This window comes from Sporosarcina trichiuri, from assembly GCF_030406775.1.
In the GTDB taxonomy this organism is placed as follows: Bacteria; Bacillota; Bacilli; order Bacillales_A; family Planococcaceae; genus Sporosarcina; species Sporosarcina trichiuri.
The window spans coordinates 1,935,317-1,961,861 of sequence record NZ_CP129119.1 but is presented as its reverse complement, the minus strand read 5'-3'; the positions used below and the strand labels follow the sequence as shown (position 1 = coordinate 1,961,861).

At 41.8% G+C, this 26,545-nt stretch carries 24 protein-coding genes; 19 read left to right on the top strand and 5 right to left on the bottom strand.

What is annotated here, in order from left to right:
- Positions 1-2 precede the first annotated feature (2 nt).
- The 12 genes from QWT68_RS10040 to istA (QWT68_RS09985) all read left to right on the top strand — a co-directional run bounded on the left by QWT68_RS10040 (position 3) and on the right by istA (QWT68_RS09985) (position 12,950).
- The gene (locus tag QWT68_RS10040) at positions 3-908 is read left to right on the top strand and encodes a methionyl-tRNA formyltransferase (RefSeq protein ID WP_290148205.1); all 906 of its coding nucleotides are present in this window, start codon (positions 3-5) and stop codon (positions 906-908) included.
- A 12-nt stretch (positions 909-920) separates the two neighbouring features.
- Positions 921-1,586 (top strand): PIG-L deacetylase family protein, encoded by a 666-nt coding sequence (locus tag QWT68_RS10035; RefSeq protein ID WP_290148204.1) that lies wholly within the window; start codon positions 921-923, stop codon positions 1,584-1,586.
- Between the two features lie 13 nt (positions 1,587-1,599).
- Positions 1,600-2,217, top strand: a complete 618-nt coding sequence (locus QWT68_RS10030; protein WP_290148203.1) for an acetyltransferase — start codon at positions 1,600-1,602, stop codon at positions 2,215-2,217.
- Positions 2,218-2,220: 3 nt separating this feature from the next.
- On the top strand, positions 2,221-3,513 hold the full coding sequence (locus QWT68_RS10025; protein ID WP_290148202.1) for a glycosyltransferase family 4 protein: 1,293 nt from the start codon (positions 2,221-2,223) through the stop codon (positions 3,511-3,513).
- Positions 3,488-4,807: a nucleotide sugar dehydrogenase gene (locus tag QWT68_RS10020; protein WP_290148201.1), complete on the top strand. Its 1,320-nt coding sequence runs from the start codon at positions 3,488-3,490 to the stop codon at positions 4,805-4,807. Before QWT68_RS10025 ends, QWT68_RS10020 begins: the two co-directional genes overlap by 26 nt.
- Positions 4,808-4,819: 12 nt before the next feature.
- Positions 4,820-5,857 carry a glycosyltransferase family 4 protein gene (locus QWT68_RS10015; RefSeq protein ID WP_290148200.1) on the top strand — a complete coding sequence of 346 codons (1,038 nt, stop codon included), beginning with the start codon at positions 4,820-4,822 and terminating at the stop codon, positions 5,855-5,857.
- Between the two features lie 21 nt (positions 5,858-5,878).
- Complete coding sequence (locus QWT68_RS10010) at positions 5,879-6,787, top strand: D-glucuronyl C5-epimerase family protein (protein WP_290148198.1); 909 nt, start codon at positions 5,879-5,881, stop codon at positions 6,785-6,787.
- A 19-nt stretch (positions 6,788-6,806) separates the two neighbouring features.
- Positions 6,807-7,907, top strand: coding sequence for a glycosyltransferase (locus QWT68_RS10005; protein ID WP_290148197.1), 1,101 nt, complete (start codon positions 6,807-6,809; stop codon positions 7,905-7,907).
- A 115-nt stretch (positions 7,908-8,022) separates the two neighbouring features.
- A complete protein-coding gene (locus QWT68_RS10000; protein WP_290148196.1) occupies positions 8,023-9,300 on the top strand; it encodes a hypothetical protein in 1,278 nt (425 codons plus the stop codon).
- Between the two features lie 66 nt (positions 9,301-9,366).
- Positions 9,367-10,647: a lipopolysaccharide biosynthesis protein gene (locus tag QWT68_RS09995; RefSeq protein ID WP_290148195.1), complete on the top strand. Its 1,281-nt coding sequence runs from the start codon at positions 9,367-9,369 to the stop codon at positions 10,645-10,647.
- 80 nt (positions 10,648-10,727) lie between these two features.
- Positions 10,728-11,753: a UDP-glucose 4-epimerase GalE gene (gene galE / locus QWT68_RS09990; RefSeq protein ID WP_290148193.1), complete on the top strand. Its 1,026-nt coding sequence runs from the start codon at positions 10,728-10,730 to the stop codon at positions 11,751-11,753.
- Between the two features lie 99 nt (positions 11,754-11,852).
- A complete protein-coding gene (gene istA, locus QWT68_RS09985) occupies positions 11,853-12,950 on the top strand; it encodes an IS21 family transposase (protein WP_290148192.1) in 1,098 nt (365 codons plus the stop codon).
- 65 nt (positions 12,951-13,015) lie between these two features.
- Here istA (QWT68_RS09985) and tnpC read toward each other — a convergent pair whose 3' ends face one another.
- From tnpC to QWT68_RS09960, 5 genes are all read right to left on the bottom strand, one after another.
- Positions 13,016-14,587: an IS66 family transposase gene (tnpC, locus tag QWT68_RS09980; RefSeq protein ID WP_290148191.1), complete on the bottom strand. Its 1,572-nt coding sequence runs from the start codon at positions 14,585-14,587 to the stop codon at positions 13,016-13,018.
- Between the two features lie 67 nt (positions 14,588-14,654).
- A complete protein-coding gene (gene tnpB, locus QWT68_RS09975; protein WP_290148189.1) occupies positions 14,655-15,008 on the bottom strand; it encodes an IS66 family insertion sequence element accessory protein TnpB in 354 nt (117 codons plus the stop codon).
- Between the two features lie 296 nt (positions 15,009-15,304).
- On the bottom strand, positions 15,305-16,030 hold the full coding sequence (gene istB, locus QWT68_RS09970) for an IS21-like element helper ATPase IstB (RefSeq protein WP_290148187.1): 726 nt from the start codon (positions 16,028-16,030) through the stop codon (positions 15,305-15,307).
- A gap of 133 nt (positions 16,031-16,163) precedes the next feature.
- On the bottom strand, positions 16,164-17,453 hold the full coding sequence (istA, locus tag QWT68_RS09965) for an IS21 family transposase (protein ID WP_290148185.1): 1,290 nt from the start codon (positions 17,451-17,453) through the stop codon (positions 16,164-16,166).
- A 1,308-nt stretch (positions 17,454-18,761) separates the two neighbouring features.
- The gene (locus tag QWT68_RS09960; protein ID WP_290148183.1) at positions 18,762-19,244 is read right to left on the bottom strand and encodes a sigma-70 family RNA polymerase sigma factor; all 483 of its coding nucleotides are present in this window, start codon (positions 19,242-19,244) and stop codon (positions 18,762-18,764) included.
- A gap of 273 nt (positions 19,245-19,517) precedes the next feature.
- Here QWT68_RS09960 and QWT68_RS09955 point away from each other — a divergent pair, with 273 nt between their 5' ends.
- From QWT68_RS09955 to QWT68_RS09925, 7 genes are all read left to right on the top strand, one after another.
- Positions 19,518-20,027: a YkvA family protein gene (locus tag QWT68_RS09955; protein ID WP_348539782.1), complete on the top strand. Its 510-nt coding sequence runs from the start codon at positions 19,518-19,520 to the stop codon at positions 20,025-20,027.
- A 269-nt stretch (positions 20,028-20,296) separates the two neighbouring features.
- The gene (locus tag QWT68_RS09950; protein ID WP_290148181.1) at positions 20,297-21,397 is read left to right on the top strand and encodes a DNA sulfur modification protein DndB; all 1,101 of its coding nucleotides are present in this window, start codon (positions 20,297-20,299) and stop codon (positions 21,395-21,397) included.
- A complete protein-coding gene (locus tag QWT68_RS09945) occupies positions 21,394-22,428 on the top strand; it encodes a DNA sulfur modification protein DndB (RefSeq protein WP_290148179.1) in 1,035 nt (344 codons plus the stop codon). The genes QWT68_RS09950 and QWT68_RS09945 overlap by 4 nt, the downstream gene beginning before the upstream one ends.
- 150 nt (positions 22,429-22,578) lie before the next feature.
- On the top strand, positions 22,579-23,166 hold the full coding sequence (locus QWT68_RS09940) for a competence protein ComK (protein WP_290148178.1): 588 nt from the start codon (positions 22,579-22,581) through the stop codon (positions 23,164-23,166).
- 560 nt (positions 23,167-23,726) lie between these two features.
- Entirely contained in the window at positions 23,727-24,821 is a 1,095-nt protein-coding gene (locus QWT68_RS09935) for an ABC transporter ATP-binding protein (protein WP_290148177.1), read from the top strand.
- A complete protein-coding gene (locus tag QWT68_RS09930; RefSeq protein ID WP_290148175.1) occupies positions 24,818-25,735 on the top strand; it encodes a carbohydrate ABC transporter permease in 918 nt (305 codons plus the stop codon). Before QWT68_RS09935 ends, QWT68_RS09930 begins: the two co-directional genes overlap by 4 nt.
- On the top strand, positions 25,732-26,544 hold the full coding sequence (locus QWT68_RS09925; RefSeq protein WP_040287485.1) for a carbohydrate ABC transporter permease: 813 nt from the start codon (positions 25,732-25,734) through the stop codon (positions 26,542-26,544). Before QWT68_RS09930 ends, QWT68_RS09925 begins: the two co-directional genes overlap by 4 nt.
- The last annotated feature ends 1 nt before the right edge of the window (position 26,545 follow it).

Genomic DNA, 26,545 nt, shown 5'->3' with positions numbered 1-26,545 from the left:
GAATGAATAAGACTGTTTTTATAGGGTCGGTTATCTCAAGTAAGATTGCTCTAGAAACCCTAATAGAAAGTAACGTGAAAGTAGATCTAGTTTGCTCCCTTGATGAGGAAGTATCAACAAATGTTTCGGACTATTATCCTATTCATAAAATAGCTTTCGAATATGATATTCCATTTTTAAAGTTTAAAAAAATCAATAGTCGAGAAGTACTTGATGAGATTAAAAAGATAGCCCCTGATTTTATCTATGTAATTGGACTTTCGCAAATATTATCAAATGAACTTCTTGATATGGCTAATAAATATTCAATTGGATTCCACCCGACACCTCTACCTAAGCATAGGGGAAGAGCTGCTATACCATGGCAGATAATATTAGGAGAGCGAGAATCAAAAGTATCTTTATTTAAACTAGACCAGGGGATGGATTCCGGGGATATCATTAATCAGTACCCGTATACAATTGAAGAAACTGATTATGCAATGGATGTCTACCATAAAATATGTACCGCAATGAGCGAAGCTATCAAAGAAAGTGTTGAAAATATTTATTCTGATTCAGTAACCTTTAAAAAGCAAGATCATGAAAAGGCCTCATTCTTATTAGTTAGGAGACCAGAAGATGGGGAGATTGACTGGAATTTACCAAGTGAAGAAATTGAAACACTTATTCGTGCTACAAGTAAGCCTTATCCTGGCGCTTTTTCACACTACAAAGGCAATAAAGTGGTTTTTTGGAAAGCTTATTTGGAGGCTAATGAGAAATACATCGGTATACCGGGGCAGATTGCTTGGAAAAAAGATAATGGTGATATAGGAATTATAGCAAAAGATGCATTGTTAGTTTTAACGAAATATGAAGTATCTAATGATTCAAACCCTTTTATTATAGGACATAAATTTGTTTAAGGTGGTAATGTTATGAATGTTTTAGTGGTAGCACCACATGCAGATGATGAAATTTTAGGAGTCGGCGGAACAATAGCAAAATATATAGAGGAAGGTCATAATGTATACGTATGCGTTGTTACTAGTGGGCATCCTTCTATGTTCCCAAAAGAAGTGTTAGAAAAATTACGCGCTGAGGCAATTGAATCCCATAAATTTTTAGGGATAAAAGATACTATTTTCTTAGAATTCCCAGCTGTTATGCTAAGTGAAATTCCTAAACATGAGATTAATGCAAAGATTAATAGTGTTATAGATGAACTTAAGCCAGAGGTTGTTTTTATTCCTCACTATGGAGATATGCACCTAGACCATTGGATAGTGTCTCAATCTACGATGGTTGGAGTAAGGCCGATAAAAGAACATAAAATCTTGGAAGTTTATTCTTATGAAACTTTATCTGAGACAGAATGGAATGTACCACATGTGAGTAATGTATTTATTCCTAATACATTTGTTGATGTTAGCATTTATTTAGATAAAAAGATAAAAGCAATGAGTTACTTTACAACACAGTTAACAAATTTTCCACACCCTCGCTCTTTGGAGGCAATTGAATCATTAGCTAAATTACGAGGGTCTACTGTAGGGGTTAGAGCAGCTGAAGCATTTTGTTTGGTAAGAAGAATTGTTATTTGAAGGAGAAGGAATAATGAAAGAAAAACTTCTCATAATCGGTGCTAGTGGACACGGTAAAGTAGTCGCTGATATTGCGAAAAAAATTAATAAATGGAAGGATATTGTCTTCTTAGATGATGATGAAAATATTAAATTCTCAATGGGTGTTAAAGTTATTGGGAAATCTGTTGATCTCTATAAATATTTAAATGAATATGACTTTATTGTTGGTATTGGTAGTAATACTATTCGTGAAGAGATTCAGCTGAAACTTGAGGCTGCAAAGGCAAGTATTGCTTCTTTAATACATCCAACTGCTGTTATCGGGGAGCAAGTTAAATTGAGTAATGGGACTGTAGTTATGGCAGGAGCAGTGATAAATTGCTGCACTAAGCTCGGTAAAGGTTGCATTGTAAATACTGGGGCAACTGTAGATCATGATAATATTATTGAGGATTATGTTCATATATCACCAGGTACTCATCTAGCTGGTTCGGTTAAAGTCGGAAAAGGGACATGGCTGGGTATTGGTAGTATAGTAAGTAATAACATAAATATCATCAGTGGCTGTAAAGTGGGTGCAGGGGCTGTTGTGGTTAATGATATTACGGAGACTGGGACATATATAGGTATTCCGGCTAGGAGAGTATAAAGGATGAAAAAAAATATTTGGATATGGAATCATTATGCGACCAACATGTTTAGCGACCAAGCTGGCAGACATTATTGGTTTGCGGAACATTTAATTGAACAAGGATATACTCCGACTATTTTTTGTGCATCAACAAATCACTTTTCAAATGAGAATGTGGATACTGATGGGAGAAAATTTATAAGGAAACAAGTAAATGATATTCCATTCACATTTATTAATACTCCCCAATATAAAGGGAATGGCCAACAGAGAATAAAGAATATGTTCTCTTTCTATAAAGGGCTTTTTCCTGTTGCACAAGAGTATGCAAGTCGATATGGTAAACCCGATGTGATATTGGCTTCAAGTGTACATCCACTTACATTGGTGGCGGGGATAAAAGTAGCAAAAAAATTTGGGATACCTTGTATTTGTGAAGTGAGAGATCTTTGGCCTGAAAGTATTGTAGCGTATGGTGCATTAAAAAGAAAAAGTGTAATTACAAAAGTGCTTTATCAAGGTGAAAAATGGATTTATAAAAATGCCGACTCAATCATTATGACATGGGAGGGTGGCAAAGACTATATTAGGAATCAAAAATGGGATAATCAAATTGATTTGAAAAAAGTAAGTCATATTAGTAATGGAGTAGTAATTGATACATTTGATAAAAATAGTGAAGAATACAAGATAATAGATTCAGATTTAGATAGTAAAGTTTATAAAAATATTGTTTATGCTGGTTCTATTAGAAAAGTAAATAACCTTGGAATGCTGTTAGATGCTGCAAAAATAATTCAAAGTCAGGGTAAGAAAGACATTAGATTCTTAATATACGGATCTGGTGACGAGAGTGAGTTACTAATGAAACGCTGTAAAGAAGAAAATATTAATAATGTTATATTTAAAGGACGAGTTGAAAAGAAGTATGTCCCCTCTATACTAAAAAAATCTTATATAAACATTCTTCACAATTCAAGTACTTCGCTTGATAAGTATGGTCAAAGTCAGAATAAATTTTTTGAATATTTAGCGGCAGGTAAATGTATTGTGCAGACATATACAACTGGCTATAGTATTTGTGAAAAATATAAATGCGGAGTAAGTGCTAATGTACAAAATGCAGAAGAAATTGCTAAAGCATTAATTACAGCGAGTAGTAATGAAAAAGAAAATGACATGATGGGGAAAAATGCTCGTGAAGCTTCTTTTCAATTTGATTTTCATAAACTAACAGAGAAGCTGATTAATATAATTGAAAGTGTAGATGAAAGAGAGGAAGCATCAGATGAGTTTATACGAAAAAATAGCTAATAAACAGGAAAGGATCTCTGTAGTAGGACTAGGATACGTAGGTATGCCATTAGCTGTTGCATTTGCAAAGAAAGTTGATGTCATTGGGTTTGATTTAAATGAAAAAAAGATTGAATTATATACGTCAGGTATAGACCCTACCAATGAAGTAGGAGATGAAGTAATTAAGCATACATCAGTTGGCTTCACTTCAGATGAAACAAAGCTCAAAGAAGCAAAATTTCATGTTGTGGCGGTACCAACACCAATAAATTCTGATAAAACCCCTAATCTTGCTCCGGTAGAAGGAGCTAGTACAATTGTTGGGCGCAATCTTACAAAGGGGTCAATAGTAGTATTTGAATCTACTGTTTATCCTGGGGTAACTGAAGATGTTTGTATTCCAATACTTGAGAAGGAATCTGGCCTAAAATGTGGCTATGATTTTAAAGTAGGTTATTCTCCTGAGCGTATTAACCCTGGTGATAAAGTTCATACACTTGAAAAAATTATAAAAATCGTTTCAGGTATTGATGATGAGAGTTTAGAAGAAATATCTAAAGTATATGAATTAGTAATTGAAGCTGGTGTGCATAAGGCTAGTTCTATTAAAGTTGCAGAAGCAGCAAAAGTTGTTGAAAACAGTCAACGTGATATTAATATTGCTTTTATGAATGAACTGGCAATGGTATTCGACCGCATGGGAATTGACACTAAGGATGTTATAGAGGCAATGGATACAAAGTGGAATGCTTTAAGATTTACTCCAGGTCTGGTTGGGGGGCACTGTATAGGTGTAGACCCATATTACTTTATTTATGAGGCAGAAAGGTTAGGTTATCATAGTCAAATTATTTTATCTGGCAGGAAAATAAATGATGGTATGGGGAACTTTGTGGCAAATGCTATCATAAAGAAATTAATACTTGCAAATAAAGTCGTTAAACAATCAAAGGTGGTATTGCTTGGGATTACTTTTAAAGAAAACTGCCCTGACATAAGGAATTCTAAAGTTGTAGACATTATTAAAGGTTTAAATGAGTATGGAATAAAACCTATAGTGGTTGATCCATGTGCTAACGCTGATGAAGCAAAGAGTGAATATGATATTGACTTAGTGAACCTCAATGATATTGAAGATGCAGATTGTTTTGTATTTGCAGTAGCTCATTCTGAATATGTGGGAATGGAAATAGAACAAGTAGATAAGCTTTTTTCTATATCGGAAAATAGAGAGAAAGTCATAGTTGATGTAAAAGGTATTTTAAATAAAGAAGAAATTGAAGTGCGAGGATATAGCTACTGGCGATTATAAGGTGGGTGTCTAATGAAAAAAGTAGGGATTTGTGGATTTTTTGGAGAAAAGAATAAGCAGTTTGATGGCCAATCAGTTAAAACCAAGCAACTGCAAGAAGAATTAAATAAAGTCTTTGGTTCTGAAACAGTAATGGCCGTTAACACATTTGGATGGAAGAGTAATCCTTTAAAATTATTCCTAAATTGCATCTCCTTAATGAAAAACTGTGAGAGCATTATAATCTTGCCTGCCCAGAATGGAATAAAAGTTTTTATTCCATTATTTCTATTTCTAAATAAAGTATTTAATAGAAAGTTACATTACGTAGTTATTGGTGCATGGTTACCAGAACTTTTGTCGGAAAATCTTTATCTGAAAAATAAAGTAAGTAAATTTAATGGCATATATGTTGAAACAAATAATATGATTAAATCCCTTAATGAAATGGGATTAAAAAATGTTAATTATTTTCCAAATTTCAAACAGTTAGAAGTATTAGAGGAAAAGGATCTGGGTTATGAAATTCAGGAACCATATAGCCTTTGCACTTTTTCAAGAGTAGTTAAAGAAAAGGGTATTGAGGATGCTATAAAAGTTGTTAAGAATATAAATGATTCTATAGGAAGAGTTGTATATACTTTGGACATTTATGGGAAAGTTGATGAAAGTTATAAAGATAGATTTGAAGAGTTAGAAAAGGAATTTCCGGATTATATATTATATAAGGGTGTAATAAATTTTAATGAAAGTGTTAATGTTTTAAGGGGTTATTTTACTCTATTATTTCCAACACATTATAAAACCGAAGGTATTCCGGGAACAATAATTGATGCATATGCTGCTGGGTTACCAGTAATTGCTTCAAATTGGAATTCTGCAAGTGAAATTGTTATTCATGATACCACTGGTATGATTTATGAATTTATGGAAAGTTCAGAATTAGAAAAAATTCTGTTTCAAGCAGCGAATAATCCAATACAATTAAATAATATGAGGGGAAACTGCTTAAGGATGGCAAATAAGTATTTACCGAAAACTGTTATTGGTGAATTTGTTAAAAATTTATAAATTTGAGGGTGTATTCTAAATATGGGCTTAAGTATATATAACATAAAAAAATGGACAAGAATGCTAACTGGAAAAAGCATTGAGCATGTAAATCAAGGAGTGGGTAAAGTATACTCGATTCCAGAGATTAAAGGGTATTATAATGATTTAACTGAAAAAGTAACTAAGGGTGTAGATTTATATGATGTAAAATTACCAAAATTAAAAATTGAGAATGGTGACGAAGTGCTATTTCCGATAGCAATATTTCAGTATGGTTTGGGTGCATATGATTTATATTTATTAAAGAAAGATAAGCTGTTTTTAGATAAATTCAACTTATGTGTAGAGTGGGCTTTAGATACCCAGCAAAGAGATGGATCATGGGATAACTTCTTCTTTAAATTTCCAGATGCTCCTTATTCTTCAATGGCACAAGGAGAAGGTGTATCACTTTTAATTAGGGCATATAAAGAGTTTAATGACGAAAAATACCTTGTAGCAGCAGAAAAGGCAATAAACTTTTTAATAATTCCTTTAGAGAAAGGTGGCACAACAAAATATGTCAATGGGGATGTTTTTTTATTAGAGGCAACTAATAAGCCAACAATTCTTAATGGTTGGATTTTTTCACTGTTTGGTTTATATGATTATATTAAAGTTGTAAATGATGACAAGGTTAGAAGTATATACGATCGCTCCGTTCAAACTCTAATTAACCATATGGGAGATTTCGATAATGGGTATTGGAGCAAATATGATTTAGGTAAGATGATAGCAAGTCCCTTTTATCACAATCTTCATGTATCATTGTTGGATGCAATGTATGAGATAACTAATGAGTCTATTTTTAAAGATTTCTCAACTAAATGGAATAGGTATCAAAACAATCTAGTTAATAAAAATTATGCACTATTTAAAAAGGCAGTGCAAAAAATAGTTGAGAAATAATAGGAAGGATAGTATTATCATGGGTTCGAAAATGAACAAAAAGATAAAATTGATGCAAATAATGCCGGAGTTTGGGCTTGCAGGAGCAGAAATTATGGCCGAAAACTTATCAATCGCCTTAGAAGATGATGGTTTTGATGTAAATGTTGTCAGCTTATACGATTATCATTCGGCCATTACTGAAAGATTAGAGAATCAAAATATAAAAGTTATTTACTTAGATAAGAAAAAGGGCTTCGATATTAAAGTTATCTTTAGCTTATATAAATTATTTAAAAAGGAAAAACCGGAAATTATTCATACTCATCGATATATCTTACCGTATGCAATGATTGCTGCTATAGCAGCCAAAGTGCCTACCAAAGTCCACACAATTCATAACATTGCGAGTAAGGAGACTGGCAAGTTTCAACGGAAAATAAACTATTTCTTTTTTAAATACTGTGGTGTAGTTCCAGTTGCTATTAGTCCACTGGTGAAAAAATCTGTGATAAGAGAGTATAATTTCTCAGAAGAAAAAGTACCCATGGTTTACAATGGAATAGATTTAGCAAAGTGTATAGAAAAAAAGGCTTATAATGACGAAAATAAAAAAATTAGTATTCTACACGTGGGGCGTTTTTCAGAGCAAAAAAATCATAGTGAGTTAATTGAGAACTTTAAAATTATCTGTAATGAAATGCCCAATATTACTTTGAAATTAATTGGTTCAGGCCACTTAGAGAAAACTGTTAAAGATAAGGTGAAAGATTTGGGTTTAGAAAACAACGTTGAATTTTTAGGGACAAAGGCTAATGTTTTTCCATATTTGAATGATGCTGATATATTTATACTCCCTTCACTTTGGGAAGGAATGCCTATTACTTTAATAGAAGCTATGGCAACGGGATTGCCGATTGTTGCAACAAATGTAGGTGGTGTTCCAGATATGATTGAACATAGGGTAACAGGCTTACTTGTCAATAATAAAAGAGAAGAGATTGTTGAAGCTGTACTTGAGTTAATTAGAGACAGTGAACTTCGCAATAAATTAGGTGAATCTGCTAAAGTCGCTTCAAAAAAATTTTCAGTAACAAACATGAAAGCAGAATATGTAAAGATTTATCATAAAACCTTTTAATATATAGAAGGATATTCTCATTAATTCAGTATTTTCATATTAAGTGAAATATGCACATTAATACTTGGAATAGTAAATTTATCTTCCGTTACATGAATTAAGGAAGTGAGTAACCATGGGAACAATAATTTTTATAATTTTATATTTAATCTTAGTACTAATGCTTCTAAAGGATATAGAGAAAGGGATTATATCATATGTGATTTTTTCCCTTTTTGCACCTAATTTAAATATAAACAACACGCAGATAAGTTTTGAGATTTCTGCCTTCTTTATAGTAATTATCATACTTCTAATAAAAAGAAGAGAAATATTCACTTTGTATAAAAAGGGAAAAGTTTTCAGACAAAGATTATGGATGTATTTTTTCTTGTTGATATTTTCTACCCTTGTAGGGACTATTAGATATGAGAGTTCAATAGGGATAGTTTCTATTTTTGGTATTTTTAGAACTATTATAGTAATTTATTTACTTCAGTTCATCATGAAACAAAATGAAGATAAAGTGTTAGATAAAATTATATGGCCAATTTTATTTATAAATTTCATTACTTCTGTTATTCAATTAACCTTTCCGGAGAGCACTACCTTTTTTTATAACTTATATTATAAAGAATCTTTAACACCACTCAATGAAGTTCTAAGGTTAGGCTACTTTAGTCGAGCATATGGTACTTTTGGAAGTCCAGTGTTACTTGGTGTATTTTCAGTTTTTAGCTTTGCTGTATACTTTGGGTATTTAATAGAAAAGAAGAAGTGTAAAATAATATATATTAAATTAATATTATCAATTGCAATTGGTTTAATGGCTTTATCAAAAACAGCCATATTAGGATTACCAGCATTATTGATCATATTTTATTTTCTTGCTTTATATGGAATCATTAAAGTGAAAAATAGAAAAACACTATTGATTCCAATACTAGTATTTCCAATGGCTATAGGGATAATAAAAATTCTAGAGAGACAAGGATTGTTTATTTATTATTATCTAGAGTATTTGTTAAAACCATTTGAGGTATTTGAAACTAGATATGATTCAACAGAGGGAATATTAGCAAATACTTATATGATAATAAAAGAAAATTGGTTTATAGGAGTAGGAAAAATATCAATTAGCGATATCTTTATAGGGGATTCCATGTATATTGATTTAATTTATACATCAGGTATCATTGGCTTGGCTGTTTATTTTTCAATTTTACTTAGCGCCACTCTTTGGAATATTAGATTTAGAAATACGACAGCTGTTTTTTGCGTTGCTGCTTTATGTTTGGCAGGAACAGGCGCTCCTGTTCAATTTGAAATTCTCTCTGCAATATTAATTGCATATGTATTTTCTAAAGCAGAAAAAAGTATTTCTTTAAATGTAAAAAAACACGCTGAAGATTAATTGTGAAGTCTTTTTACACCAAAGGAGAAAAGGTGTAAATTTAAGATTTTGAGAGGAAGTAATTAATTGTCTATAGGCCAAATAAGCTTTTCAAAAAAAATATTAAAACTTTATAAAACAAAAGGAATAAGAACAATTTCTGGAGTATTATCAGCAAACATATTTAATCAGGCTATAAGCTTCCTCATAATTATTTTGGCAACTAAGCTATTAAGTGTGAGTGACTTTGCTAGTTTCGCAATAGCTATGTCTATTACAATGTTATGGGGATTGTTTTTAGACTTCGGTTTAAGTACTACAATAGTGAGGAAATTTAATACTTTAGAGGTTGAAAATAAGAAAAGGGATTTTTTAAGGTTATCTTACTATTGGAAGATATTAGTGTGTTTGATAAATATAATAATTAGTTTTCCTCTAACAAAATTATCAATTTTTTATTATCCGATATTACAAGGTTATGAATATTTAATTTATATATCTTACTTATCAGGAGGCTTACTTAGTCTTTGGATGACTGTTAGAGCGATTGAGCAAGCTCAAAAAAACTTTGCTAATTTTAAAAAGTATACTTTTATATATGGATTGCTAAGACTAATATTAATATCTTTAATATTAGTCTTTGATAAATTTGAAGTTAGTTACGTCTTTTTGACATTATATGCTTTACCACTTTTTTTACTGTTACTTCTTGATGTGGTAAAAAACAGTGGTTTTATGAAAGGTCTTTATAAAGCAAATTGGAAAGAGTTTTTATTGATAAGTTTTTCTTATAGTAAATGGGTTGCTCTTTCTGGGCTTTGTTTTATTTTGCTTTTACGACTTCCACAATTTACTCTTGGTGCTAGTACTTCGGAAAAAGAAGTTGCATTATATAGTAGTGCCATCACTTTTGTTGTGGTGTTTTCGTTACTTAACGATGCAATTAGAACAGTAATAATGCCTGATATAGCAAACATAAAAACAAGTGAGCAGCGTAAAGCATATAAAGCAAAGTTATTAAAGTTTTTACCGGTTGTTTTTGTTTTGGGGTTCGTAATAATAGGAATTATATCTGTGATGATATTCTTTTTATTAGATGAAGTCTACAAAGAAAGTATTCCTGTTTTTTGGATTATAGGTGTGGCCAATGTTATGATGATTTATATTGGGCTTTTCAATATCTTGATTCATTCTTATGGTGTACCAAAAATTGATGCTATAAATAATTTAATAAGACTATCAGTATTAATAGTGTTACTTATATTAGTTCCGAAGAATGCTCTCATAGTTAGTCTTACTTATGCAATAGTTGCAGTTTTAGGAGAATTGTACTTGCTGTTTAAAATAAGGAAATTGGAAAGAGGTTAAATTTATAAACTAAAGTGCCAGTAGGCAATCGAAACTTGCTGGAAAAACAATTATAAAAAAAGGGAGGGAGTGCTCTTATAATGAACATACTAGTAACAGGTGGTGCCGGATATATAGGATCACATACCAGTATTGCTCTTCTGGAAGCAGGACATTCAGTCATTATTGCTGATAATCTTTCTAACAGTAAGAGTGAAACAGTCATGAAAATCATGGATATAGCTGATAAAGAAGTAACTTTTTACGAGATTGATGTAACAGATGCGGAAGCTGTTGATATTATTTTCAGAAATTACAAGATTGATGGAGTTATTCATTTTGCTGGGCTTAAAGCGGTTGGCGAATCAGTAGAAAAACCACTAGAATATTATTATAATAACATCGTAAGTACAATGGTTCTTACAAAAGCTTGCCAGAAATATGGTGTCAATCGATTTGTCTTTAGCTCATCTGCAACAGTGTATGGGGATAATAAAGTACCTTTTGTAGAAACAATGGATCTCTTACCAACTACTAATCCGTACGGTGAAACGAAAGCCATGAGTGAGCGGATTCTTACTGATATAGCAAATGCAAACCCTGCTTTTTCAGTTTCAATTCTTCGATATTTCAATCCAGTAGGTGCCCATGAAAGCGGACAAATAGGTGAGGCACCTAACGGAATTCCTAATAATCTAATGCCATATGTAACTCAAGTAGCAAAAGGTAAGCTTGAGAAATTACGTGTGTTTGGAAATGACTACCCTACGGTGGATGGTACAGGAGTTCGCGATTACATTCATGTAGTAGACCTTGCTGAGGGTCATGTTGCTGCATTGGAAAACCTAACTGAAGGTGTCCATTTTTATAATTTGGGAACCGGAAAAGGTACTAGTGTACTAGAGTTGGTGAAAGCTTTTGAAGAAGCAAATGATATTGAAGTCCCTTATGAAATTGTTGATCGTAGACCAGGGGATATTGCTTCATGTTATGCCGATGCTTCTAAAGCAAAGAATGAACTCGGTTGGACGGCTAATCGCGACATTGTAGCTATGTGTCTTGATGCGTGGCGTTTTGAGAGAAATTACTGTTTATGGCACACTATAATTGTAGGAAACGGCAGCTAATTTATGTATAAAAAAAGGCCACTTGCCAACATCTAAATAACTATCTATCCTCTTGTATGGACACAACTTTTACAGGAGGTAGTTAAGGAGATGCTAGCAATGGCTGAAGTCAATTATATCAGACACGAAATCAATATCAAAGGGGCGAATTATGCGGAGGTGGCCCGGAAGGTTGGAGTTGATTGGAGAACCGTAATGAAATATGCGGACCAAGAAGACTTCTCTTCGGAGACACCAGTCCGACAAACCAGAAAATCCCCCGTCATGGATCCTGTCAAACCGATCATCGATGAATGGCTCCGAGAAGATGCCTTTAAGAAAAAGAAGTTCCGCCGGACGGCCAAACGGATCCACACGTTACTAAAAGAACAACATGACTTTATGGGTTCTGACCGATCGGTCAGGAACTATGTCGCCAAGCGGAAACGAGAGGTTGCAGAAGAAAGCGAGGACGCTTCGTTGCCACTCGTAACACAGCCTGGTGCAGCGCAAGTGGATTTTGGGGAGGCTCCCTTCCTGCATAACGGCAAGGAAGTAATCATGCACTACCTGGTTCTCTCCTTCCCGGCCAGTAACGCATTCGTCTTCCAAGTCTTCCCCTCTGAGAACCGTGAATGCTTCCTGCAGGGGTTGACCAATATCTTCACATTCATAGGTGGCGTTCCTCACACAATCCGGTTTGATAATCTATCTCCTGCCGTTTCTAAAATCTTGCCATACGGCGAACGGAAGTTGACGGAGGAGTTCGAGCGCTTTACGGCTCATTACGGGTTCCGATATGAGTTCTGTAATCCGGAGAGTGGAAATGAGAAAGGGCACGTTGAATCGATGGTGAAGTACGTCCGCAACAACTATCTAATCCCTGCCATCCCCTATCAGGCTCTGTCTTCCTTGAATGACCAAGCATTGTCCTGGTCTGTTCAGGATCGCAATCGGCCGCATTTTGAGAAGGGACTGCCAATTGCCGAACTCTATTTGGCAGACGAGCAACGCCTACTTCAGCTGCCGGGCAAGCCGTATGAGTGTGTCCGTAAAGAAGTACTGAAAGCGGACAAGTATGGGTATGTGCGAATTGATGGTCGGAATTACTCGACGTCCCCGCGATTTGCCGGACAACGAGTCTCTGTCCGTCTCAGCTTCGATCAAGTGCGCATTCTGACGGACAGCAATGAGGTGGTCAGTAAGCCCGTAATATAAAAAAGCGCTACCTATCGGCGCGCCGCACAAATAGCCCTTCTCTTCACCGATTTGAAGAGACAGGGCTATCTCAATTTACATGATTCTTGAATTTCTGGTGACCATGGCAGGAACGAATCGAGCCGTTCACTTTGCTGCTGAATACTCATAGTGGGTAGATCTGTGAATATTTTCTTCAAATAGGCATAGAAATCGATCCCATGAAGTTTTGCAGTCTCCGACAAACTTAGGCAAATCGCGTTTGCTTGCGCACCTGCTTCACTGACAGAAAAGAGCCAGTTTTTTCGTCCAATCACGTTCGGACGAATGGCATTTTCAGCTGGATTATTATCGATTTCAATTCGGCCATCATGAAGGAATCGTTGAAGCGCCTCTTTTCGCTTTAATGTATACTCAGCTGCCGTCGCAATGGCATTCTTCCCGTAAAAATGACCGTTCTCAATCCATTTGAAGAAGTCATCAAGGATTGGCTTAGAATATTTCTTGCGCATTCTACGCCGTTTGCTTGGCCGCATTGTTCGGAACTTCCGTTCCAACTGGTAGAGTCGATTACAATAGTCAACACCCATCCGGCCATTTTTACTATCGGCTTTCAGCCAATATCGTCGGACGTGCGCCCAACAGTTGGCAAAGGAGATACCTTCGATATCACCGTAAGCAGAGTAGCCATCACAAATCACGATACCCTTGAAGCCAGAAAGGAAATTCTTCAATACTTCCTTGGCACGCGACAAGGAATGCTGAAAAATGACCAGTGGAGGCCCTTGGCAAGGAACTGTCTTGTAAACCCAGTTATACGCCTTGGAACTGGCCGGTTTCCCATCACTACGATGAATGACTTGTGATGTCGTCTCGTCTACGTGAAGGATTGTCCGGTTTAAAGCCAGCTCGATCATCCGCCTATACAGTGGTGTCAGCCATTGGTTGGAAGCATTGATCACCCAGTTGGACAAATTCTTATCGTTCGTCTGTAAACCGTAACGAGCCCATTCTTTCACCTGACGATAAAGAGGTAAATATAAAGTGAATTTGTCCGATAGGACTTTCGCCAATACACTTGGACCTGCGAGGCTGCGCTGAATGACTGGCTGTGGTGCTTTTCCTCGAACAATTTTCGACGGTGTAGATAGATCTGCCTTACAATGCAGGCATTCATAAGCATGTTCCATATGCTGAATTCTCTTCAGTTGCGCCGGAGCAAATTCAGCTTCTTCGCGCACAATCGTACCGCCGATTTCCGTTAGTTGGAGATTGCAACAGGCGCAGGTAAGCTGGTCAGGATGATGGTGGATGACCTCTGTTTCGACACCTTCCTGAAAATGATCATTTCGCTTCCTCTTTGATGCTTTACGGACAACAGTATACGAAACTACCTGTTGGCTTTGTTCTTCTGTCTGCTCAGAAAGGGGAAAAGGGTTCTCTTCTTCCTCAAATAAGGAACCTTGCCCTTCGGGCACATTGTATTTTGATTTCTCGGATCGTGAGCCGAATAACATTTTTGTTAAGTGCTGAACCTGTTGGGTCAATTTCTCCACTTGATTGGTCAGCTGTTCATTCTGCTGATTGGAATGCGCCAATTGCTCTTCCAAAATGCGGATGACTTTTTCAAGCGCTTGTTCTGATGTCCGATTGGCCATTTCCTTCACCGCTTTCTTTCTCGTTGAAGGTAGTATACCGAATTACAAGATATCTGAACAGAACTATTTAGAAAGCACCTTGTAAGGAAGGAGCAATTGCCTTCGGCTGCTGAATGGAGAGTCCCTCAAGTAGCCAACAGAGCTCCTGCTGCGACAAGTTTTTCACTTCCTGTTCACTGCGTGGCCACTGCAATTTTCCGTTATCCAAGCGCTTGTATAATAGAGCGAATCCATTCCCGTCAAAATACAGACATTTATAGCGCTCTTTCTTCCAACCAGCGAAAAGAAAGATGGAATCCCCGTAGGGATCCAGTTCAAAGGAATCCTGTATAAGCGTTGCAAGACCGTCAATACCTTTGCGCATATCTGTTTTTCCGCAGACGATATAGATATTCTGCACTTCTGTATAATCCTGTCTCATCGGTCCATCAGCTCCCTTACGATCATCTGGACGATACGTTCCTCGACGCCGTTATGAAAGACAATTTCGGCGTGGGTCAATTTGATTGTGCAATGGCCGATGGCCTTGATGGCAGTAGTTGATGGGCTGGGTTCTGTTACGGAGTGTAATGTTACGGGGACGATGGTAACTGATTCTTGCGGCATGAGAAAAGCACCTCCTATCGATTAGTTAATCCAATCATACCTGGTGTATTTTGCAAGTTTAAAGTGCAGAGATTTGCAATGAAAAATACAGAGGGTTGCCACCCGAGTATTTTATATTCTTTTGGATAAAGCATTGGTCAGCCGGAAACTCTGTCCGGTATAGGAGATGATGTGCGCATGATGGATCAACCGATCCACCATGGCTGCCGTTAATCTGGAATCTGAAAAGATACGGTTCCACTGACTAAACTCAAGATTTGACGTTAAAATTAAGCTCTTTTGCTCGTACCATTCTGAGATCAGTTGAAATAATAATTCGCTCCCTTCCTTCTCGAAAGGCAGATACCCCATTTCGTCCAGAATGATCAACTCGACCTTTTCAAGCTTCCTGCGAAAGTTCTTTAATTTCCCTGCCGCTAATGCGGTCTCCAATTCTTCCACGAGCCGGGATACCCGAAAGAAACGTACTTCATATCCCCTCAGACAGGCCTCGCGGCCTAAGGCGGTGGCCAGATGAGTCTTGCCGGTGCCAGGCGCCCCTACTAGAATCACATTCTCTTGTCTGCGGATGAAAGTGAGATTGCTCAGTTCCTCCTTGTCCAAGTGTCCTGGAAAGTGAATATCTTTGTGCCAGTGATAGGTATCCAGTGATTTCTCGTCCAGAAAATGTGCTTTCTTGATATTACGGAATGCTTTGGCATGATCACGTCCATCTCTTTCTTTAAGCAGAAGACCGTGTACAAACTCTTCGGGTGTCGTAAACGGGACGTCGGCATAGCCATCGGCTACGTGGGCAAGCCGTAGTTGCCGGCACAGTTGCTCAATGGATTCTCTCATGACTGGACCTCCTGCTGCTCCGGCTGTAATGCATCATATTGGGACCACTCCACATCGTACGGATGAGAGGGGGCTGGAGAAGCAGTCATCAGCTCATAGAAGCGCTCTTCAATTTCAGTCATTTCATGCTGGATCAAAAGAGAAACCATCTGTTCAATTCGTTCCTGGCGTTGCCTTCCACCCTCGACGGATAAGTAGTCCAGTATGCGAGGCGGCAGATACCGACGATACCGGGAATGTTCGACCGCCCTCGTTTAGTGCGCCAGATTTTCATAATCTCATACCAGGGGATCAAGCGTCGTTTTTCTAGATAAGGCCTATGGTCGCTCAGGAGTACTTCGCCATCTTCCGTAATGACTTTGAAGGTGTCCCAGTAGGCGACACACGTCAAGTTCGCATGTTTCCTTGCACCGGGCACGTGAATGAGACGGTTATCCAATTTGAATTCGCTGTACTTGTTAAAGGATACGTCTGTTTGCTTAAATACGGGATAGGCCTCGTCTGGCAGCTTCAGAAGTACTTGTCTTTCTTCCTGCCACAGCTCTTCGATCAGTTTCCGCTTCGTATAATGGAGTCGCTGTCGGTCCTCCGTCAGTACTTTGAGCAGCTGTGATCGAAGATCGTCCCAGTCGATCATTACAGGTGGGACACTGAAGAAGTTGTAGCGAACATAGCCCACTTTCCGCTCCACATGTCCCTTTTCGTTCCCTTTGTTAGGATTGCACACCTGCACGTCAAATCCGTAATACGCCTGGAAAGCGGCGAAGCCATCCGTCAATTCTGCCTCTCCGTGGGAGCCGCGCACTTTCTTCACTGCGGGAGATAAGTTGTCAATCCGGATACTGAGCGGAACACCCCCTGCTTGTGCAAAAAGCATCTTCAATCCACTCAAGAAACATTCCTGATTTTCTGATGGCATCGGCACACAAAAAGCTGCGTTGCTTGCCGGGAAGGACATCACCAATGCGCGAACATCCTTATAGACGCCCCCTTGAACAGCTTCCATGACACCAAAATCAACCTGCGCCTGGCCAGGAGGATGTTCCAAACGCTCCGCTTCAGTATCAGGCGAGCTTTTCTGGTCATTGGAAGCCCGCCAAATTTTGATGAAGTCACAAAGGGTCCGATAGGAGCCCGTAAATCCTAACTCCACCAACTCCTGATGCATTTGCTTGTTGGTCCGCCGACTTTTCCGTTTTTCCCTTGCATCCTCTTCCAGCCAGTCGCCAACAATTTCTCCCCACTTGCTTTCATACATCATTCCTCTCCGTTTTTTTATTTTCACTTCGGGAAGTTGATTGTCATCCGCATATTTCTTAGCGGTCCGCCAATTGATCGACATGGTCCTGGCGATTTCAGATATGGTCAATCCTTTATTATTTCGTAGTGTTTTGATACAATGAACCTCAGACATTGCTAGCATCCTTTCCTACCTCCACCTGTTAGATTCGACACCTATACAGTAGAGGGACTTGAGGTGGCTGGCAAGTCTTTTTTTATGCACCAAAAAAGTGCGGGACTCTGTACAAATCACTTGCACAAGTCTGCACTTCTATTTTGCAATACACATATATGGCATACTGTCTGCAGGAACTGAGTGAGCGGGATGAGCAGGGGGTGGCTGAGTGGATGGTGGATATGCAATAGGACGGTGCAAATTTGCTGTTGCAAGGTGACCTTTTCTCCTGGCAAGATGCAGTGGGGTTTAGCTTGTAAAGGCATACGACTCGCCAGTGCTAGTGAAAAAAGCAAGACCGCCATCCTTATCGGACAGCGATCTCTCTATGAAATTGATCAGAAATTAAATTGAACATTTTGTAATTAGTGATTCGTTTATTCATCTCACCGGTCAAATGAAGCGACATTATCCATAACTTATTTCATATTTTTATTTACCTGCGGTAATCTGTAGGAACGCCTAAAGAAACCTGGTTTTTGAGAAGTCGGTCTTCAATTGGGACTGATATAACTAGTCCAATGCTATAATTGCCACTTGAATTATTTCTTGGGTGCATAAAAGAGGGGACACACTAAACAATTGTACATCGCACAAATGCTTCTGATCTTTAATTCATATTATTAAAGAAGCCGGCTACGAGTGGAGTTCACTCGTAGCCGGCTTCTTATCTATCTATACTCTATTGTTTCCGTGGCTGTTAATCTTACCGATTATCATGCTTTGAGGACAACGATGATAAACAGAATCAGTATTAACACTATATTCTTAATCTTTATCACTTCCTTGTCTATTTGATGTGTAAAATAGACAATAGATGATAGAGGATAAGAAGCAAATTTCGGATTCGTCGTTTGGTAACATAACTGAAGAAGTAAATTCTCTCACAGACTAAGATGATATTTAGTCCTCTCAGAGTAGAAAATCATATCATAACAGTTTGTTAACCTGTAAAAATCATACCATAAAAATTAATGCAGAACAAGAAGTCTGTCTTAAAAGGATAGGTTTAAACTATTTCAACTGAATAATATTCCAAGGTTCTGAATTGGAACGAATCACTAAACTCATGATAACAAGCTCTTCCCAGCAGATAAAGAGGAGTATTGCTAAACGGGTGCTCTGAATACAGCTATGAGTGCATGTGTGTGGTACAACTTATAAACGAATCAGAATAATGTCTGAGTTGGGTGATGCACAGACGCCTACCACGATTCTTCGGACAAAAGAAACTTCGCGGAGTTTTTTTCCCGCGAAGCCTTTTCCCGTTCCCATTCAATCCCCCAACTGCCCCCGCAGCTTCCCCAACAACCGCTCCCGCCGCTTCTTCACCCCAGCCACCGAGATCCCGAAATGGGCGGCGCAGACCGTCTGCGTCACGCGGTCATCATATAACAGGGTGAGCAGTTCCTTCTCCTCTGCTGTCAGCTGCAGCAGCACTTCTTCCAGCCGGCTGGAGGCCGATGTGTCGCTGTCCGCGTCCGTGCTTGCGTACTCCAGCAGGTCGTCTTCCGCCGGGACATGAACATCGCTGAACCGTGTCTCGCGCTTCAGTTCGTCGAGCAGTGCACCGTAAATGGAACGGTAGGCGAATGGCGCGAAATCCCCCTTTGCTTCATCGAACCGGCTCCACGCCTGCCAAAGGGCAATGCGGCCTGCCTGGCGGAACTGTTCGAACTCGCGGTAGATATGCAGTTTGCGGATGATCGAGGAGATCATCGGCTCGTATTGCTCCAACACTTCTTCAAATGGACTCATGATAGGCAACCTTTTCAGGTCGTGCACGACGCGTTGTATTCCCTGGGTGAGTCCATCATAAGAGAGTTGGGACAGGGAGGCGAACGGACGTTTTTGAAGAATGAACAGGGCATTCTTGAGAAATGCCCGGGTGTTTCTGAAGGTTGTGCAGGGGACTTATGAAATAGAGAAGTATTTGTGTATTGCAAAGTAGAAGTGCAGACTTGTACAGGGCGGCCGTGTGAAATCCGTATACCCGTTGGGGGCTGGTCTGTTGGTGCGGATTGGTTTACAATGCTCATTACTATCCGTACAACACCTGACTTGTGTGAAGCGATTCATGCAAGGGTAGACAAAAGTATCGTGAAAATGATGGGAGAGGTGAAAATGATGACAGAGGTACAGGATGATTACTCGCAACATTACTCGGACAGCAAGTTTTGGCACAAACTAAAAAAGTTCGGAAAGAAGGCAGGCGTGAAAGTCGCCTATGCCGCATTGCTTCTTTTCTATACAGCCAAGAAACCAACAACGCCTAAAAAAGCGAAAGCTTCTATTTTTGGCGCACTCGGCTACTTCATACTTCCGCTCGACATCATTCCGGATTTCACTCCAATTGCCGGGTATTCGGATGACTTAAGCGTTCTGCTAGTGGCATTACTGACTGTCGCAGCCTATATCGATGCCGAGTCGAAACAGGAAGCCAAGGACAAGTTAGTCAATTGGTTCGGGGAATCGGTTCTGGAAGACGTTTCTGTAATGGATAAAGATCTGGAGAAAAAGCGGAATGAAAAAAAGGACTAAACTTGAGCCGAAGTCATCTTTTTTAAAAACGTCTCACCAAGTGCTAGCGGCATACTTGGTGAGACGTTTTTTTGTCGTGGGAGTGTCCGGTTGCCTGGATTCTCCTAAGTGAATTCCGCCATTACCATATAACAGGGGGACCGTCAATATTCTGACGAAATCTTTATCAATTAAAACGAAATTTGAAAATTAGGAACACAATAATTTTTCATGTAGACAATTCCAATTTGCATGGATATACTTAAAAATATTGGAAGGGGTGTATGAGGATGGATGGAGGTGTTAAAACAGAGATCCCGGGTATTTTGCATGAGCAGTTCGGGAAAGAAGTCTTACTGACACAAATGCGGTTCAAGACACTCGAGGCGATTTTCGAGGTTGATTCGGAAGTACAGCGTCAGTTGGACATGAAGAAGCGGGGAAGTATACGGAGTTTCATCATGGATAATCTCGAGGCAGGTGAGCCGGTCTATTTCTCGCCATTTGTTTTTTCGAGCCGGAGGCAGATTGTCGTGGATGAGGGCAAATTCACATTGCCTGAGGGCTGTAAACTTTACATCAGCGACGGGCAGCATCGTGCGGCTGCGTTATCGTCAGCGCTCATTCAATTGAAGTCGGAAAGGGAAGCGAATGAGGAGACGGGCGATCTTAAAGAAGCCCGTCGTGTTCAGGGGAAGATCGATCAGATACATAATTTGCCGATCACGCTTCAGATCTATCTGGATTTGACAACACAGGAAGAGCAGCAGATGTTCACGGATTTGAACTCCGAACGCGCAGAAGCGAACCCGGGGTTACGGATGCAGTACGACCACCGGGATCCATATACGACCCTTACCCGCGATGTCGCAGAAGCATTACAGGATCGTATGCATATTGAAATGAAGTTATCCCGGCTGTCGGAGCAAAGCGGGGCGGTGACGACATTGACCACGATGCGCCGTTGCTTGGTCGCCCTGTTCGAAGGGACATTGACGGAACGGAAGGGGCAGGCGTATTTCAGGAACTGCAAACCGTCCGAAGTGCCTGCTATAGCACGTATGTTCTTTGAATCATGGGAAGACGTGTTCCCGGCGGAAGCGTGGTATGCGGAAGGCTCCGTCTGTTCGAAGTCGGGCGTGCAGTTAGCGCTTGCCCAGACGGCGTGCAACCTTTCCCGGGGCGAACGGATTCCGTATGAGGCCGCATTTGCGCAGCTGACTTTTCTCGGTAACCGCTGTACGTGGCAGCCGGACGATCCTCTCTTCTCGCATATGTACGACGAATCATCCAAACGGCTGAAGCATCATTCGTCATCAACGAGCATCAAGCGGACCATGATGAAGTTTCTGAAGGTGATTGAGGAGGAAAGGGCGGCGGTGTTGTGTTGACGGATACAGTGTATTCAAAGAAGCAGGGGATTGCAGTCTATCGGTTGGATGAGTTGATCGATCGGCTGGAGGATGAGCGGATCGAAACCCGGCACGAGACGAATCCGCAGATTACATTGATCCGCCGATATATGCTGGATAATTTGGCGAGTGGCCAAGTGTATTTTCCGCCGCTTGTCGCCCGGGTACCGGAAGGGGCCTTGGCAGACGGACGGCCGGATCGGTTTGCGGTAATCGATGGTACACAGCGGCTGAGGGCTATGGGGCAATTGCGCCCATTCATCACCCGCCTGATCGGCAGTGATGTACCAGGGGATCACGCCAAGGGCTATCTGATGAATAAGATGCTCGATAAGATCTACATATCCGTCCAGCTGTTCGAGGGATTCACTGATGAGGAGGCCGACCAGCTGTATATCGACCTGAACACGAAGGGGAAAAAGGTCTCTCTTTCGAAGCGCATTGCGTATGACTCGCGAAACGAGCTCAACAAGATCACGAACTTGCTTGTACGAACACATAAGGGACTCCAAACAGCAGGGATCGAGCAGGAAAAGCTTTCGATCCATCGGCCTCGGAACGTGAAGCTGGTGTCCTTGTCACAACTGCGGCGTCTCGTCGGCTACTTCATGACCGGTCAAGGGGTGAATGCCAAGCCGTCCATGCAGCAGGAGACGGTGGTGAATGCGGAAGAGTATCTGGATGTGATCGGTCATTGGCTCGATGAACTCTTCGCGCTGCACCCGGCCGTTTCGATCGGGAACTACGAAGTGTCCATGCTGGCGAACTATTCGCTGCTTGCAGCTGTCGCGGAGTATGCATATGAGGGCCTCCATGATGCGTTTCCCATACAGAAGAAAGACGTGATCTCGGAGCGGATGCGGCGGCTCGGTCACGTGGATTGGAATTCCAAGCATCCTCAGTGGCTGGAGTTTACAGGCGCGGAACGGAAAGGGCTGTACTTCCTTGATACGTCCAAAGCGAACTACTCGGAGCTCCTCAACTGGCTCCGGCTGAAGGGAGGTGAGTGATTGGGCAGGAACGCAAGAAATCCCCGAGTGTATAAGTCATGACGGACTCACTCGGGGACGGCAAGCAGGGGTATACCTGCTTACGATGGTAAGTATACCCCTTTTTTTCATCCAAAATCAATGGCTTGTAAAAAGAGGAGGATAAAACAGATGAAGTACGATGCAAAACTGATATTGACAACACAATTGGAAATTCTCATCCCGCATTACAATGATGTCGGAGGATTGGTGACGATGACTATGGAGGCCGACCGGGAAACGGAACTCACCCTGCCGCCGAGCAGGCTGGTCGATCTGAACTTGCGACTTGCCGGATCCAGTCTGCAGGGGGCCCGAGACAGTGCGGCGCTGATCCTCGGAACGCGGAGCAAAGTGCCGGTCATGATCAGCCGGAAGCATGGCATGAGCTTGATGCCGATTACATGGCCGGATTATTCCGAACGCGGCTGGGTGAACAAGCTGCAAGTCCAATACTATCTCCCGAAACAGACAGGCCTGACGACCGTTCACATGAAAAGCGGGAATGTCTACGAAGTCCCATGCAGTTACAATGTGTTCGATAACAGCATGAGCAAAGCCCGGAGACTGCACAGCGAGCTGACCGGACGCGACCAGCAGATCTTTCGAGAGCCCGCCATCCTCACACAAGCCCTCCATGTGCAGAAAGGGAAAAGCACGACCTATGCCGCAACGGACAAACCATCCCATGTCGCTGAACGGAAGATGGAATGGACATGATGGAGATAAGACCTCTCACCTGATCGGGTGAGGGGTTTTTGGTTGCTCCGCGTTGTGCTATTCAGCCACTGTTACTAATTGTGTTGGAGTTATGCGGTGTACGAAAGCTAGGTCGTCTTCGCTTCAAGGAAGACGACCTTTTTTTATGTTACGGAGATTGACTTTGTCTTTTGCAGTTGCCTGTGTGCGATACAATTCAGAAACGAATCAGAATAGTTTCTGAGTTGTGTGATGCACAGGCATGCTACTTACGCGGCAGCGAGCACAAGTCAGTCCCTTGAATTGTGCCGGGATGCCGATAAATTCGGCGGAGTGTCCGATAGTTTGCGAGATATGGCCGATATGCCGGGCGAAGTGGCCGATACTTCAGGCGGAATGTCCGATACTGCACAGGATTTGTCCGATATGGCCCAAGGCGGCGTGCTGGCTGAGTTGTGTGGAGCGCAGTTGAGCACCTCTCACGCTTAACCATCCCTTTACCAAACCCACACATCCCCTCCATGAGCCCTTTACATACGCCTAGTATGCTTGGATTGTATTCAATTAGGAGGTTGGTATGAATGAAGGCGATCGACACCAGAAATCTGAACAAAGCTTATCACGGAGATGCCCTGGTGCTTGAAGACGTAAGCTTCAACGTACAGCAGGGGGAGTTTTTCGCGATTGTCGGCCCGTCCGGCTGCGGGAAAAGCACGCTTCTGCGGATCATTGCGGGGCTCGAGCGGCTATCGGGCGGCACCCTGTTCATGAACGGCGAAGACTCGGGCGACAGACGGCCGGATGAGCGGCAGATCTCGATGGTCTTTCAAAACTATGCCCTGTTCCCTCATCTGAGTGTCGCGGAGAATATCATCTTCGGCCTGCATGTCAAGAAGATCCCGAAACAGCAGCAGCGGCAGCGCTGTCTGGAAGCGGCCCGCTTATTGGGGCTGGAGGAACTGCTCGACCGCAAACCGCGTGAGCTGTCGGGCGGTCAGCGCCAGCGTGTGGCACTGGGACGTGCGATTGCCTCGGAAGCGCCGATCTGCCTGATGGATGAACCGCTGTCGAACCTGGATGCGAAACTGCGCACAAAGATGCGTGCCGAAGTCCGGCAGATCCAGCGCCGACTCGGGATGACGATGATCTATGTGACACATGACCAGGTGGAAGCGATGACCATGGCGGATCGGATCATGGTGCTGAACGAAGGGAGCGTACAGCAGATCGGCCGGCCCCTGGATGTCTATAATCATCCCCAGAACCTATTTGTCGCCACGTTCATCGGCTCCCCGCCCATGAACGTCACGGAAACCGTGCGGAATGGCCGGCAATTGCAGCTGACAGACGGATGGGAAGTCGCCGCACCCCTTGTCAAAGAAGATGTCGTGGCAGGTGTCCGTCCTGAGCATCTTACATATGCCGCACAAAGGACGCCATCGTTCACCGCGGCGGTCGAGCATATCGAAGTCCTCGGGACAGAGACGCTGCTGATGTTCCGTATGAACGGACAGCTGTGGATCGCGAAATGGCCGGGGCAATGGGACTTCCAGGAAGGGGAGGAGATCCCGCTGGCAGTGGATGAGGCGCATATCCATCTCTTCAGTGCGGCCACGGGACAGCGCATCGATCATCATCTGCTGCCTGCCGGGCGGTCGATGGAGGCTGCCTTATGATTGCAGTGAAAGACCGGATCCGTGCCGAACCGAAAAGCAGACGGCGGTTCCCCGTACTGTTGGAAGGTCTGATTTACTTGCTGCCGTCGATCTTGCTGTTTTCGGTCTTCCTGTTCTATCCGATGTTCAAGACCATCTATCTGAGCTTGTTCCTGACGGATGCTCAAGGCCAGGCGCAAGTGTTCGTCGGCTTGGAGCATTACAGTCAGCTGCTCGGCTCTCCGACTTTCAGGGCCAGTTTGAAGGCGACCGTCCTGTTCGTGCTGTACACCGTGCCGGCCGGTGTGATCCTGGCACTCGGCCTGGCGCTGCTGGCGAACCAGAAGCTGAAGGGCATCGGCTTTTTCCGGACCATCTTCTCGTCCACGATGGGCATGAGTGTCGCCGCATCATCTGTCATCTGGCTGTTCATGTATAACCCGGCCATCGGCATTGCCAATACCATCATGAAGACAATCGGGCTTTCGGAAATGCAATGGCTGCTCAACCCGGATACCGCACTGCTGTCGGTGGCGATTCCGACCATCTGGATGAACACCGGCTTCAGCTTCCTGATCCTGCTCGGAGGGCTCCACAATATCGATGCAAGCCTGTATGAGAGCAGCCGGATCGCGGGTGTCAGCGATTTTTATTCGCTGCGTAAAATCACGCTGCCGCTGCTGTCGCCGACCTTGCTGTTCATCGTCACCATCTCGCTGATCAACTCGTTCCAGACATTCGGCCAGATTGATATCTTAACGAAAGGCGGACCGATGGAATCGACGAATGTCATCGTCTACTCCATCTTCAAAGACGCGTTTGTCAACTTCAACATCGGTTCAGCCAGTGCCCAGGCGGTCATCCTATTCGCCTTCATATTGGTCGTCACGATTTTGCAGTTCAAGTGGAGCGAAAAGAAGGTGCACTATCAATGACATGGAAAAAGAAATCCCTATTATATGCTCTGTTGTTGGTGGCGTCGTTCGTGATGTTCTTTCCGATCCTGTACGCATTCTCGATCAGCTTCATGCAAGGCGGTGAAGTGCTGAAGGGGCAGATTGTGCCGAGCGGATTTTCGTTCACCAATTATGAGGCTGCCATGCAGAAAGTGCCGCTGCTGCGGTATCTGTTCAACAGTTTCATTGTCTCCACACTGATCATGGTGGGGCAGGTCGTCTTTAGCTGTCTCGCTGCATTTGCCTTCACGTTCATCCCGTTCAAAGGGAGGAATACGATATTTCTGATCTTCATCTCCACGATGATGATCCCGTGGGAAGCGACCATGGTCCCGAACTTCCAGACAATCCGCTCGCTCGGCTGGACCGATACATACCTGGGACTGTCTGTGCCTTTCTTCGCCATGGCGTTCGGGACGTTCCTGCTGCGTCAGCAATTCAAGACGATCCCGCTTGAAATGTACGAAGCGACCCAGGTGGCAGGCGTCAGCCGATTCCAATTTCTCTGGAAAGTCGTACTGCCTGTTTCGAAGACTACATTAGTCACACTGGCGATCTACAGTTTCCTGACTGCGTGGAACATGTACTTATGGCCGCTGCTGGTGACGAATGATGAACAGATGCGCACCGTGCAGATCGGCCTGAAACAGATGCAGTCGCAGGAAGTTTCCACTGAATGGGGTGTGGTGATGGCGGGCGCGGTTCTCGTCATCCTTCCGACACTGGTTCTCTTGTTCCTGGGCCAGAAACGACTGCAGGAGGGCCTTACACGAGGCGCAATTAAATAAA

What these genes read in the sequence shown, in the direction of transcription:
- QWT68_RS10000 (WP_290148196.1), top strand. Translation starts at nt 8,023, where the DNA reads ATGGGAACAATAATTTTTATAATTTTATATTTAATCTTAGTACTAATG.
- istB (WP_290148187.1), bottom strand. Translation starts at nt 16,030, where the DNA reads ATGAGAGAATCCATTGAGCAACTGTGCCGGCAACTACGGCTTGCCCAC.
- tnpC (WP_290148191.1), bottom strand. Translation starts at nt 14,587, where the DNA reads ATGGCCAATCGGACATCAGAACAAGCGCTTGAAAAAGTCATCCGCATT.
- QWT68_RS10005 (WP_290148197.1), top strand. Translation starts at nt 6,807, where the DNA reads ATGGGTTCGAAAATGAACAAAAAGATAAAATTGATGCAAATAATGCCG.
- QWT68_RS09960 (WP_290148183.1), bottom strand. Translation starts at nt 19,244, where the DNA reads ATGAGTCCATTTGAAGAAGTGTTGGAGCAATACGAGCCGATGATCTCC.
- QWT68_RS10035 (WP_290148204.1), top strand. Translation starts at nt 921, where the DNA reads ATGAATGTTTTAGTGGTAGCACCACATGCAGATGATGAAATTTTAGGA.
- QWT68_RS10020 (WP_290148201.1), top strand. Translation starts at nt 3,488, where the DNA reads ATGAGTTTATACGAAAAAATAGCTAATAAACAGGAAAGGATCTCTGTA.
- QWT68_RS09930 (WP_290148175.1), top strand. Translation starts at nt 24,818, where the DNA reads ATGATTGCAGTGAAAGACCGGATCCGTGCCGAACCGAAAAGCAGACGG.
- istA (WP_290148192.1), top strand. Translation starts at nt 11,853, where the DNA reads ATGGCTGAAGTCAATTATATCAGACACGAAATCAATATCAAAGGGGCG.
- QWT68_RS10010 (WP_290148198.1), top strand. Translation starts at nt 5,879, where the DNA reads ATGGGCTTAAGTATATATAACATAAAAAAATGGACAAGAATGCTAACT.
- QWT68_RS09955 (WP_348539782.1), top strand. Translation starts at nt 19,518, where the DNA reads ATGCTCATTACTATCCGTACAACACCTGACTTGTGTGAAGCGATTCAT.
- QWT68_RS09950 (WP_290148181.1), top strand. Translation starts at nt 20,297, where the DNA reads ATGGATGGAGGTGTTAAAACAGAGATCCCGGGTATTTTGCATGAGCAG.
- QWT68_RS09925 (WP_040287485.1), top strand. Translation starts at nt 25,732, where the DNA reads ATGACATGGAAAAAGAAATCCCTATTATATGCTCTGTTGTTGGTGGCG.
- istA (WP_290148185.1), bottom strand. Translation starts at nt 17,453, where the DNA reads ATGCTAGCAATGTCTGAGGTTCATTGTATCAAAACACTACGAAATAAT.
- QWT68_RS10030 (WP_290148203.1), top strand. Translation starts at nt 1,600, where the DNA reads ATGAAAGAAAAACTTCTCATAATCGGTGCTAGTGGACACGGTAAAGTA.
- tnpB (WP_290148189.1), bottom strand. Translation starts at nt 15,008, where the DNA reads ATGAGACAGGATTATACAGAAGTGCAGAATATCTATATCGTCTGCGGA.
- QWT68_RS10015 (WP_290148200.1), top strand. Translation starts at nt 4,820, where the DNA reads ATGAAAAAAGTAGGGATTTGTGGATTTTTTGGAGAAAAGAATAAGCAG.
- galE (WP_290148193.1), top strand. Translation starts at nt 10,728, where the DNA reads ATGAACATACTAGTAACAGGTGGTGCCGGATATATAGGATCACATACC.
- QWT68_RS10040 (WP_290148205.1), top strand. Translation starts at nt 3, where the DNA reads ATGAATAAGACTGTTTTTATAGGGTCGGTTATCTCAAGTAAGATTGCT.
- QWT68_RS09940 (WP_290148178.1), top strand. Translation starts at nt 22,579, where the DNA reads ATGAAGTACGATGCAAAACTGATATTGACAACACAATTGGAAATTCTC.
- QWT68_RS10025 (WP_290148202.1), top strand. Translation starts at nt 2,221, where the DNA reads ATGAAAAAAAATATTTGGATATGGAATCATTATGCGACCAACATGTTT.
- QWT68_RS09935 (WP_290148177.1), top strand. Translation starts at nt 23,727, where the DNA reads ATGAAGGCGATCGACACCAGAAATCTGAACAAAGCTTATCACGGAGAT.